Genomic DNA, 11230 nt, shown 5'->3' on the forward strand with positions numbered 1-11230 from the left:
GTCGTGGCCCGCACCAACCAGGACGCCGGTCACAAGGGGTTCTCGCTGCTGGTGGTCGAGCGGGGCATGGAGGGTTTCACCCGTGGCCGCAAGCTCGACAAGATGGGCCTGCACTTCGCCGACACCGCCGAGCTGAACTTCGAGAACGTTCGGGTGCCGGGGGCGAACCTGTTGGGGGAGGAGGGCAAGGGTTTCTACCACCTGATGACCAACCTGCCCTCGGAGCGGCTGTCGATCGCGATCGCGGCGATCGCCGGGGCCCGCGCGACGTTCGGCGACACGCTGCAGTACGTCAAGGACCGCAAGGCCTTTGGGCAGTCGATCGGCAGCTTTCAGCACAACCGCTTCGTGATGGCCGAGCTCGACACCGAACTCGAGATCGGGGAGCAGTACATCGACCGGTGCCTGCGCGCCGTCGTCGACGGCGAGCTGACCGCCGTGCAGGCGTCAAAGGCCAAGTGGTGGTGCACCGAGCTCAACAAGCGGGTCGTCGACGCCTGCGTGCAGCTGCACGGTGGGTACGGCTACATGAACGAGTACAAGGTCGCTCGCGACTACGTGGACGTCCGCATCCAGACGATCTTCGGTGGCACCACCGAGATCATGAAGGAGATCATCGGCCGCGACCTCGGGCTCTGACCACCGCGATTTCGGCGCGTCGGGTTGCGTTCACCGCAACCCAGCGCGCCGAAATCGCGTGGGAGAGTTAGGCGCTCGGGGCCTCTGCAGCCGGCTCCGGCTCGGCGGGCGTGGTGCTCGTCGTGGTGAGCGGCTTGCCAGTGTTGGTGGCCGCCGTCGGAGTGATCGCCTCCGGCGGCGAGTCGGGGTTCAGCACCGAATCGATGATGTAGATGCGCGCGTTGCTGGCCTGGATGCCACCGCAGATCACCTTGGTGGTGTCGTTGACCTTGATGTCGCCGTCCTTGCCGCTGACCTTGATCTCGTTGCCCTGCTGCGTGGGCCGCTGACCCGCCACGTCGCCGGGGCCGAGAAGACCGAGGAACACGTGGTAGTAGTCCAGCGCGCTCAGCGCGGCGACATCGGTCTTCAGCGTCTCGAGCTCGGCGGGATCCAGCTTGGCGAACGCGTCGTTGTTCGGCGCGAACACCACGTACGGACCGTTCTCGAGAACCGGCACGATGTTGACGGCGGGATTGAAGCCGCCGTTGATCGCGGAGGTGAACGTGCTCAGCGACGGGATCTTGGCGAGCGCCTGGCCAACGGGCAGCGTGGCGAGGCTGGCCGTCGTGGTACCGCTGGGGGCCAGCTCGCTGCGCAGCGGATCGCAGTTACCCTGTGGGTCCGGTGGCGGCTTCACCGCGACGGTGGTCGGTTCCGGGTCGGCCTGCGCGGTGATCGCCAACGGCAGCGACACGGCAATCGCAGCGATCGCGGCGGAAACTCCTATGGCTCGACTGGTGCGAGTCTTCACTTTCGGCTCCTCAACGTATTGTTCGCGCCGCCCAGAGCCCGACTCTCGTGGCGACGACTGGGGAAGCGTAATTGCTCCGATCACGAATCGGCAAAGTCAAGATCATGCCCGCAGGGCACTCAAGGGGTGTTGACCTGCGCTTTTCGCACGCTCAGGCAAAGTACCGCGGCGACGCCGCACAGCCCTGAAGCCAGGTAGAACGCGAGGTCGTAAGTGCCCTGCAGGTCGCGAAGCCAGCCGGCACCTGCCGCGGCGACCGCCGCGCCGAGTTGGTGCGAGGCGAAGACCCAGCCGAACACCACCGGCGTGCGGGCGCCGAAGTAGCTCCGACACAGCACGATGGTCGGCGGCACGGTGGCCACCCAGTCGAGGCCGTAGAAGATGACGAACACCCAGGTGCTCGGTTCGGCCTGCGGCGAGAGCAGCGACGGCAGGAGCAGCAGTGAGATCCCCCTGCCCGTGTAGTAGACGACGAGCAGCAGGCGAGGGTCGACGCGGTCGGTCAGCCATCCCGAGAACACCGTGCCCGCGACGTCGAGGATGCCGATGGTCGCGAGTAGCCCTGCGGCCACGGTCGTGGGCATGCCGTGATCGTTGGCGGCCGGAATGAAGTGGGTGCCGATGAGACCGTTGGTCGTCATCCCGCAGATCGCGAAGCTACCCGCGAGCAGCCAGAACGCCGGTACCCGCGCACCGATCAGCAAGCCGTCGAACGCCGCGCGGAACGTCCCCGCAGGGACGACGGCAGGGGTGGTGGTCGTGGCGCCTCCGGCCTTCCCCGTCGCTTCGCTCGCCCCGTAGGCGTTCAGGCCCCGGTCCTGCGGGTAGTTCCGCATGAAGATCAGCACCAGCGGGATCACGCTGAGCGCCGCCGCGGCGACGATGAGCGACGCCCACCGCCAACCGTGGCGGGTGGTCACCTCGGCGATGACCGGCAGGAAGATCAGCTGCCCCGTCGCGCTCGCCGCCGTGAGGACACCGGTGACGAGGCCGCGTCGTTCCTCGAACCAGCGGGTCGCGATCGTGGCCACGAAGCCCATGGAGATCGACCCCGTGCCGACCCCCACGAGCACGCCCCACAGCAGGATCAGCTGCCAGCTGGTGGTCATCGTCACCGACAGCGCCGAACCGGTCGAGATGAGGACCAGTGCCGCCGTCAGTACCGGCCGCACGCCGAAGCGGTCCATCAGCGCGGCGGCGAACGGCGCCGTCAAGCCGAACAGGGTCATGTTGACCGACATCGCCAGCCCGACCGTGCCGTGCGACCAACCGAATTCCTGATGCAGCGGATTCATCATCACGCCGGGTACCGAGCGGAAGCCTGCGGCGCCGAGGATCGCCACGAAGCTGACCGCGGCCACGACCCAGGCCCAGTGGAGCCGGGGCCGACGCGTCGTCTCGTCTCGGTCCCGGAGGACACCATCAACCGTCACCCGGACACTGTGCTGTCCAACGGGCCGTCGACGCCAGTGGCACGAATGCCACCATTCGTCAAAAACATGCCAAGATGGCGGAATGCCTCCCGCACACCGCGTCGCGGTCCTGCTCCTACCGCCGGTGGTGGGCTTCGACGCGACGATCGCCCCGACGCTGTTCGGCGTCGCCGCCGACGGCGACGGCACCCCGCTGTACGACGTGGTGGTCTGCGGCCTCGACGATCTACCGGTGCCGACGACCGACGGCTTCGGCATCGTGCCCGCGGCAGGGCCGGAGGCGTTGGCGGAGGCCGACACCGTGGTGATCCCCGGCACGCGGTTCCCGTCGGCGCGCAACGACGGCGTCCTGACACCGGCCGCCCGGGCCGCGCTCGACGCGGTCCGCCCTGGCACCCGAATGGTGTCCATCTGCACGGGTGCGTTCGTGCTGGCCGCGGCGGGCCTGCTCGACGGACGTCCGGCGACCACGCACTGGAAGTTCTCCGGCGAGCTGCGCCGGCTGCACCCGCGGGTGCAGATCGACGAGAACGTGCTCTTCGTCGACGACAGCGACGTGCTGACCTCAGCAGGCTTGGCCGCGGGAATCGACTTGTGCCTGCACGTCATTCGCTCCGACCACGGCGCGCAGGTCGCCAATGCCGTGGCGCGGCACTGCGTCGTGCCGCCGTGGCGCGAGGGCGGTCAGGCGCAGTTCATCGACCGCCACCTGCCAACGGCGGACGACTCGTCAACGGCCGCGACCCGCGAGTGGGCGATGCGCCACCTCGGCGAGGAACTGACCGTCGAGCGACTGGCCGCGCATGCGCACATGAGCCCGCGTACGTTCAACCGCCGCTTCCGCGAGGAGACCGGCCAGGCGCCGGGAACGTGGATCCGGAATCGTCGGGTCGACCGTGCCCGCGAGCTGCTGGAGTCCCGCGATCTGCCCGTCGACGAGGTGGCCCGTCTCGCAGGGCTGGGGTCGGGCGGCAACCTGCGCCACCACCTTCGCCGTGGCGTCGGGATGTCGCCGTCGAGTTATCGCAAGGTCTATCAGGGCGCTTGACCGCCATCGCGGGTCTACGGGCATTCGAGTGACTTCCACCGCAACCCGGTCGAATGGCGTCCTGGCGGGTACCTGCCTACCGTGAAACGAATGCGCACCCTGGTCACCGGCGCCACCGGCTACGTCGGCTCGCGACTAGTCGCCTCGCTGCTCGGAGCGGGACACCACGTCGTCGTGGCCAGCCGGAACCTCGAGCGACTCGGTGACTTCGGGTGGATCGACGACGTCACGCCCGTGATGCTGGACGCGGGCGACGAGGAGTCCGCGTCGAGCGCGTTCGGCGTCGCGGGTCCCGTCGACGTCGTCTACTACCTCGTCCACGGCATCGGCCAGCCCGGATTCCGCGAGGCGGACAACCGCGCGGCGGCCAACGTGGCACGCGCGGCCAAGGCGGCCGGGGTCAAGCGCATCGTCTATCTGGGCGGCTTCGTACCCGACGGCGGCGAGTTGTCCGAGCACCTGAGAAGTCGCGCGGAAGTCGCGGAGGCGTTGAGAGTCGACGGCGGACCGGACGTGGTCTGGCTCGGTGCGGCGATAATCCTCGGCGCGGGATCGACGTCATTCGAGATGCTGCGGTACGTGGGCGACCGTTTTCTGCTGATCCCCATGCTGCCGTGGGTGCACAACGGGTTGGACCCGATCTCGATCAGCGACGTGATCTACTACCTCGTCGCGGCCGCCGATGCCGAGCGCGTCCCTGCCGGGTCCTACGACATCCGCGGGCCTGAGTCCACGACCTACGGCGACCTTCTTCTCACCTACGCCCGATTGTCCGGAAAGTGGCGCAGCGGAGTGGCCGTCCCCGATGTGGACATGGGACTGGTATCGCAGGTGGCCGCACTGTTCGTACCGATCCCCGGCGGTCTCGCATCGGATCTCATTGAATCACTTGACTTTCCGATGACGACGTCGAGCGACGGCCTGCGTGCGTTCGTACCCGACCCGCCTGGCGGACTGGTGACTGTCGAGGACGCGATCCAGCTGTCGCTGTCGAGCCGCAAGCAGCTTCCCGTCGATCGCCTTGCCGACCCGCACCACCTCGCCGACTCCGACCCGGACTGGGCGGGTGGCGACATCCTGCGCCTGCGCAAGATCGCCGCGATGGTGATCCCGGCGCACGCGCGTCCGGTGCTTGGTCTGCTCGGTGCGGTGCCCGGACCTCTGGCCGGATGGTGGCGGACCGGCCTGGACACCCTGATCGGCCTGGCGCCGAAGGGCGCGTCATGACGGGTCTGCTGTCGGAGCTCGGTGCGATCGTCGCGACCCCCGCGGTCCTGCCCGACGAGCCGCCGTCGACGGTGCGCAGACGCCGCATCATCGTGGTCGTCGTCCTCGTCATCGGTGCGACGCTGCTCGGGGTGTCCCTGAGCAGCACGCCCGGCGGTACGTCGTTCTATCTGCTCACCGTGGCCCTGGCTGCGGTGTGGGCGGTAGGCGCCCGCGTGTCGGGTCCGCTGCACATGGGAAGCGTGACGTTCCGCGGCAGGAACCGGCGTCCCGTCATCACCGGTACGGCGATCGGAGTGTTGCTGGGCGGAGTGTTCATCGTCGGCGGACTGGTGGCCCGCGAGATCGGCCCGGTCCGCGACTACATCGTCGAGGTGCTCGATTACGCCAACTACGGCGCACTGTGGCTGGTGGTGCTCATCACCGTGGTCAACGGCCTCGCCGAGGAGCTGTTCTTCCGCGGTGCCCTGTACAGCTCGCTGGGCACGTACCACCCCGAGATCGTGTCGACGATCGTCTACGCCGTCGCGGTGTCGGCCGCGGGCAACCCGATGCTGGGGTTCGCCGGCATCATCCTCGGTGGGGTGTGCGCCTACGAACGCCGAGTCACCGGCGGAGTGCTCGCACCCATGCTGACCCACTTCTTCTGGGGTCTGGTCATGGTGCTCGCGCTACCGCCGATGTTCGGCGTCTGACCTTCTAGCGCAACGGGTTCGCGATCTCGTCGCGTGCCATCCGCGCCGCCACCATCGCCACGGCCGCCAGCAGCATCGGCACGACGCCCGCCGCAAGGAAGATCGTCTCCATCGGCACGACCTTGGACAGCGGACCGGCGATCGCGAACGACACCGGCATGAACGCCAGCGACACGAAGAAGTCCAGGCTCGACACGCGGCCCAGCATCGCCGGCGGTACCCGGCGCTGCAGCAGCGTCCCCCAGATCACGCCTGCCGCGCCATCGGTCACGCCGACGATGAACGTCGCCATCGCCATCAACGGAAACGACGACGTCCAGCCGACGATCACCAGCGGCAGGGATCCGAGACCCCACATGGTCATCATGACCGTCAGATAGCGACGCGGCAGCAGACGCGACGAGATGCCCAGCGCACCGATCGCGCTGCCGACTCCGTAGAACGCCAGGATGAAGCCGTACGTCCGCGCGCCGTCGGCGAAGCGGTCCTTGGCGATGAACGGCAGCAGCACCTCGATGGGGCCGAGCACCACGAGCACGAACATGCTCGCGAACAGCAGCGTCCACAGCAGCCACGGCGTGCGCACCATGAAGCGGCAGCCGTCGCGCAGATCGCGCAGGACGTGGGGGCGTGCCTGTTGCACCTGCGCGGCAACGGCATTCACGGCGGGGCGGGTGGCGACGAGCAGCGTGAGGCCGATGCCGAACAGCACCGCCACGGCGACTGCGCCGATGGCGGGAAACGTCAGCCCGATCAGCACGCCCGCGACGGCCGGACCGACCGCCCGTTGGAAGACCGGTCGCACCATGCCCTCGACGCCGTTGGCGGCCAGCAGCTGGTCGGCGGGCAGGATTCGCGGCAGCAGGGCACTGTAGGCCGGGAAGAAGAACGCCGCTGCGATACCGAGCGCCGCCGCAGCGATCGCCATGTGCCAGATACGCAGTATCCCAATGGAACTCAGGAGGGCGACGGTCGACACCACGGTGACGTTGACGGTCTCCACGGCGATGATGATGCTGCGCTGATTGATCCGGTCGGCGGTGATGCCGCCGACGAGGACGAAGCCGACGAGTCCGGCGCCGAGGCACGTCGCCACCAGGGACAGCGAAGCGGGGTCGTCGTCGAGCGCGATGACCTGCATGGCCATGACGACGGCCCACATGCCCTCCGCGAAGATCGAGATCGACAAGGCGCCGATCAACAACCGGTACTCGCGGAATCGGAAGGGTGCGAGCACGCGCCAGCCCCCGGTGACCTGCACCGGATGCTGGAAGTCGAATTGCGTACTCACGCAATCATGGTGTCCGACCGACCCCCTTCGAGTCGAACGATTTTCGGCTCAGAACCACGTGTCCAGCGATGGTGTCGACTTTCCGTCCGCCAGCTTTTGGGCCACCCAGTGATTGAGCGAAACGCCCTGCTCGGCGGATTCGACCATCAGTCGCCCGTGCAGCGCCTGCGACGTGCGCACCATGAAGCTGCCGCTGTAATGCCGATCGGTGAGCGACGGGGGAGGGTCGGCATCGTCGTTGACGTATTCGGCGACGATCTTGGCGACCCCGCGTTCGACGGCTGCCATCGCCTCGTGGGCCGTCGGCGCGTGGGCGGATTCCGATCCGAACTCGAGGCAGGTGCCGACGTAGTCGCCGGACTCGATCGACCACTGGGCCCGGTAGGTGTAGTTGGGCATGGTGCCGATTGTGACGGGGTGGTCCGACACGTTCGGGCAGCGTCGAACTCGAGCACCCACCCACCTCGAAACTTGATATCACCGGTGATATCAAGTTTGAGGGCATGTTGGTGGTCGGAGCGCCACGGGCCCGAAATTGCCCGGGTGGCGGGCCAGTCCGGCGTCAGTCGTCGATGAACGCGGCGGGCCGTCGCTGTTGGAACGCCTTGGTGCCCTCGCGGAAGTCGTGCGCCGACAGCAGCGCGAGCTGGCCGTCGGTCTCGCGGTCCAGGGCGTCATCGAGTTCGGTCAGCGTCGCGGCGTTGATGGCGTGCTTGGTCTTGCGCAGCGCAACGGCAGGCCCCGACTTCAGGGTCTCGATCACCGCGTTCACCCCGGCTTCGAGATCGTCGGCCGGGTACACCGCGCTCACCAGACCCGCCGCCAATGCGTCCACGGCGGACAGGCGTTCGGCCAGCAGAGCCATGCGCATCGCCCTGGTCCGGCCGATGGACGCCGCCACCAATGCGGATGCCCCACCGTCGGGCATGAGTCCAATCTTGGTGAACGCCAACAGGAAGTACGCCTTCTCCGAAGCAAGGACGACGTCCGCCGCGATCGCCAGTGAGACGCCGACACCGGCGGCCGGGCCCTGCACGACCGAGACGACCGGCTTGGGGAGCGCCACGATCGACCGCACGGCCCGGTTCGCCGCACGCAGCACGTCCTCCGGAGTGCCGCCGGCGCCGGGGTTGGCGTGATCGGCCTCGCTGATGCCCGCCCCGGAACTGAAACCTCGACCCGCGCCGCCGAGGCGGACGACCCTGACCGCGGGGTCGGTCGCCGCGCGCTCGATGACGGCGGCGATCGTCGTGAACATCTCCGCGGTCAGCGAATTGAGGCTGTCGGGACGGTTCAGCGTCACCGCAAGGACCCCGTCGCTCAGGGTTACGGTGAGATCGTCGATGCCGGTGTACGTCTCGGAGTTGGTCATACCCGCCTCTTGTCAGGCGAGCCGAGGCCCGCGATCCATCGACTTGGTTATACAAGTAAGCTTTGTCGGCGGTCAACTAGGTCGAACTGGTGGAGGGCGAAAACGATGGCTGGACCACTGCACGGACTGAGAGTCGTCGAGCTGGCGGGTATCGGCCCCGGCCCGCACGCAGCGATGATCCTCGGCGATCTTGGCGCCGACGTCGTCCGCGTCGAGCGGCCCGGCAAGGGGGGCGGAGTGCCGGTCGGCACGCGTGACTCGATGCTGCGCAACCGACGCTCGGTAGCCGCGGATCTCAAGAGCGACGAGGGCCGCGACCTGGTGCTGAAGCTGATCTCCAAGGCCGACGTGCTGATCGAGGGATACCGACCGGGCGTCACGGAACGGCTCGGCCTCGGCCCGGACGACTGCGCAGGAGTCAACGAGCGGCTGATCTACGGTCGCATGACCGGCTGGGGTCAGACCGGGCCGCGATCGCAGCAGGCCGGACACGACATCAACTACATCTCGCTCAACGGGTTGCTTCACGCCGTCGGCCGCAAGGGCGAGAAGCCAGTCCCGCCGCTCAACCTCGCCGGTGACTTCGGTGGCGGATCGATGTTCCTCATCGTCGGAATTCTCTCCGCGCTGTGGGAGCGGCAGACCTCCGGCAAGGGGCAGGTCGTCGACGCCGCGATGATCGACGGCTCCAGCGTGCTGATGCAGATGATGTGGGGCTTCCGTGCGAGCGGCATGTGGTCCGACGAGCGCGGCACCAACATGCTGGACACCGGCGCGCCGTACTACGACACCTATGAAACCTCCGACGGTCGCTACGTCGCCGTCGGCGCGATCGAGCCACAGTTCTATGCGCAGTTGCTCGAAGGTCTCGGTCTGGATCCCGCCAGCCTGCCCGGCCAGCACGAGATGGGTCGCTGGGAGGAACTGCGCGCGACGTTCACCGAGGCCTTCGCCGCCCACGACCGCGACCACTGGGCCAAGGTCTTCAACGGCACCGACGCCTGTGTCACCCCGGTGTTGAGCTTCGCCGAGGTCGAGACCGAGCCGCACATCACCGAACGCGGGACGTTCTTCCATGACGTCTCGGCAGGAGGCGACAACCTCGAGCCGGCCCCGGCGCCCCGCTTCTCGCGCAGCGTCCCCGCGACGCCGACGCCCCCCGGCGACAAGGGCTCCGACGCCGAGGCCGTTCTCCGCGACTGGGTATAGTCCCAACCAACCAGTAGGTTGAGCCGGTGGCCGAGGCCTCCGGACCCCAGATGAAGGGAAACGATCAGTGCAGATCAAAGACGCCGTAGCGGTTGTCACCGGCGGTGCGTCCGGGCTGGGCCTGGCGACCACCAAGCGACTGTTGGACGCCGGAGCCAGTGTGGTCGTCATCGACCTCAAGGGCGAGGAGGCGGTGGCCGAACTGGGCGACCGGGCGAAGTTCGTCGCGGCGAACGTCACCGACGAGGAGTCGGTCGGCAAGGCGTTCGACGTGGCGGAGTCCCTCGGACCGGTGCGCATCAACGTCAACTGCGCGGGCATCGGCAACGCCATCAAGACCCTCGGCAAGGACGGCGCGTTCCCGCTCGACCAGTTCAAGAAGGTCGTCGAGGTCAACCTGATCGGCACCTTCAACGTCCTGCGTCTGGCCGCCGAGCGGATCGCCAAGACCGAGCCGGTCGGCGAGGAGCGCGGCGTCATCATCAACACCGCGTCCGTTGCCGCGTTCGACGGGCAGATCGGGCAGGCGGCGTACTCGGCATCCAAGGGTGGCGTCGTCGGCATGACGCTGCCGATCGCACGCGATCTGTCGCGCAGCCTGATCCGCGTGGTCACCATCGCGCCTGGCCTCTTCAAGACGCCGCTGCTCGGGTCGCTTCCCGAGGAGGCGCAGCGCTCGCTCGGCCAGCAGGTGCCGCACCCGGCGCGGCTGGGGGATCCCGACGAGTACGGCGCGTTGGCCGTGCACATCGTCGAGAACCCGATGCTCAACGGCGAAGTGATCCGCCTCGACGGCGCGATCCGGATGGCCCCGAGATGACATTGAAGACCAAGTTCACCGAGGTATTCGGAGTCGAGCACCCCGTCGCCCAGGGCGGGATGCAGTGGGTCGGGCGGGCGGAACTCGTTGCGGCCGTGGCGAATGCGGGCGGGCTCGGGTTCATTACCGCGTTGACGCAGCCGACTCCGGCCGACCTGGCACTAGAGATCGCCAAGACGCGCGAGCTGACCGACAAGCCGTTCGGCGTGAACCTGACCATCCTGCCGTCGATCAACCCCCCGCCGTACGACGAGTACCGCCAGGTCATCGTCAACGAGGGCATCAAGATCGTCGAGACCGCGGGGTCGAATCCCGCGCCGCACCTGCCGATGTTCCACGGCAACGGCATCAAGGTGCTGCACAAGTGCACGTCGGTACGGCACGGCGTCAAGGCCCAGAGCCTCGGCGTCGACGGCATCAGCATCGACGGCTTCGAGTGCGCCGGTCACCCCGGTGAGGACGACGTTCCCGGCCTGGTGCTGATCCCGGCAGCGGCCAAGCAGATCGAGATCCCGATGATCGCCTCTGGCGGATTCGGCGATGCCCGCGGGCTGGTCGCGGCGTTGGCGCTGGGGGCCGACGGCATCAACATGGGCACGCGCTTCATGTGCACCGTCGAGTCGTGCATCCACCAGAACGTCAAGGAGGCGATCGTCGCCGGCGACGAACGCGGCACCGAGCTGATCTTCCGCAGCCTGCACAA

The 11230-nt window shown here is 68.0% G+C and carries 12 protein-coding genes; 7 read left to right on the forward strand and 5 right to left on the reverse strand.

All coding sequences use genetic code 11. From position 1 onward, the window contains the following. On the forward strand, positions 1-639 hold a 639-nt coding region (locus tag ACRDUX_RS40035), incomplete at its 5' end, for an acyl-CoA dehydrogenase family protein (RefSeq protein WP_526422968.1). A gap of 67 nt (positions 640-706) precedes the next feature. Here ACRDUX_RS40035 and ACRDUX_RS40040 read toward each other — a convergent pair. Both ACRDUX_RS40040 and ACRDUX_RS40045 read right to left on the reverse strand, forming a co-directional pair. Further along, on the reverse strand, positions 707-1432 hold the full coding sequence (locus ACRDUX_RS40040) for a fasciclin domain-containing protein (protein ID WP_526422970.1): 726 nt from the start codon (positions 1430-1432) through the stop codon (positions 707-709). 119 nt (positions 1433-1551) lie between these two features. Beyond that, positions 1552-2865 (reverse strand): MFS transporter, encoded by a 1314-nt coding sequence (locus ACRDUX_RS40045; RefSeq protein WP_526422972.1) that lies wholly within the window; start codon positions 2863-2865, stop codon positions 1552-1554. Between the two features lie 82 nt (positions 2866-2947). Between ACRDUX_RS40045 and ACRDUX_RS40050 the strand changes: the two genes are divergently transcribed. The 3 genes from ACRDUX_RS40050 to ACRDUX_RS40060 all read left to right on the forward strand — a co-directional run bounded on the left by ACRDUX_RS40050 (position 2948) and on the right by ACRDUX_RS40060 (position 5835). Then, on the forward strand, positions 2948-3913 hold the full coding sequence (locus ACRDUX_RS40050) for a GlxA family transcriptional regulator (protein ID WP_526422974.1): 966 nt from the start codon (positions 2948-2950) through the stop codon (positions 3911-3913). 81 nt (positions 3914-3994) lie between these two features. After that, the gene (locus ACRDUX_RS40055; protein WP_526422976.1) at positions 3995-5140 is read left to right on the forward strand and encodes an NAD(P)H-binding protein; all 1146 of its coding nucleotides are present in this window, start codon (positions 3995-3997) and stop codon (positions 5138-5140) included. Next, the gene (locus tag ACRDUX_RS40060; protein WP_526422978.1) at positions 5137-5835 is read left to right on the forward strand and encodes a CPBP family intramembrane glutamic endopeptidase; all 699 of its coding nucleotides are present in this window, start codon (positions 5137-5139) and stop codon (positions 5833-5835) included. Before ACRDUX_RS40055 ends, ACRDUX_RS40060 begins: the two co-directional genes overlap by 4 nt. A 4-nt stretch (positions 5836-5839) precedes the next feature. Here ACRDUX_RS40060 and tet(V) read toward each other — a convergent pair whose 3' ends face one another. The 3 genes from tet(V) to ACRDUX_RS40075 all read right to left on the reverse strand — a co-directional run bounded on the left by tet(V) (position 5840) and on the right by ACRDUX_RS40075 (position 8498). Beyond that, on the reverse strand, positions 5840-7096 hold the full coding sequence (gene tet(V), locus ACRDUX_RS40065) for a tetracycline efflux MFS transporter Tet(V) (RefSeq protein ID WP_526422990.1): 1257 nt from the start codon (positions 7094-7096) through the stop codon (positions 5840-5842). 78 nt (positions 7097-7174) lie between these two features. After that, positions 7175-7525, reverse strand: coding sequence for a type II toxin-antitoxin system HicB family antitoxin (locus ACRDUX_RS40070; protein WP_526422980.1), 351 nt, complete (start codon positions 7523-7525; stop codon positions 7175-7177). 163 nt (positions 7526-7688) lie between these two features. Next, positions 7689-8498 (reverse strand): enoyl-CoA hydratase/isomerase family protein, encoded by an 810-nt coding sequence (locus ACRDUX_RS40075; RefSeq protein WP_526422982.1) that lies wholly within the window; start codon positions 8496-8498, stop codon positions 7689-7691. Between the two features lie 105 nt (positions 8499-8603). Between ACRDUX_RS40075 and ACRDUX_RS40080 the strand changes: the two genes are divergently transcribed. From ACRDUX_RS40080 to ACRDUX_RS40090, 3 genes are all read left to right on the forward strand, one after another. Continuing rightward, the gene (locus tag ACRDUX_RS40080) at positions 8604-9707 is read left to right on the forward strand and encodes a CaiB/BaiF CoA transferase family protein (RefSeq protein ID WP_526422984.1); all 1104 of its coding nucleotides are present in this window, start codon (positions 8604-8606) and stop codon (positions 9705-9707) included. Positions 9708-9774: 67 nt separating this feature from the next. Further along, positions 9775-10527, forward strand: a complete 753-nt coding sequence (locus ACRDUX_RS40085) for a 3-hydroxyacyl-CoA dehydrogenase (RefSeq protein WP_526422986.1) — start codon at positions 9775-9777, stop codon at positions 10525-10527. Further along, positions 10524-11230, forward strand: a 707-nt coding sequence (locus ACRDUX_RS40090; RefSeq protein ID WP_526422988.1) for an NAD(P)H-dependent flavin oxidoreductase, incomplete at its 3' end; no start/stop codon positions are given. The genes ACRDUX_RS40085 and ACRDUX_RS40090, both read left to right, overlap by 4 nt.

The organism is Mycobacterium sp., assembly GCF_050701675.1.
In the GTDB taxonomy this organism is placed as follows: domain Bacteria; phylum Actinomycetota; class Actinomycetes; order Mycobacteriales; family Mycobacteriaceae; genus Mycobacterium.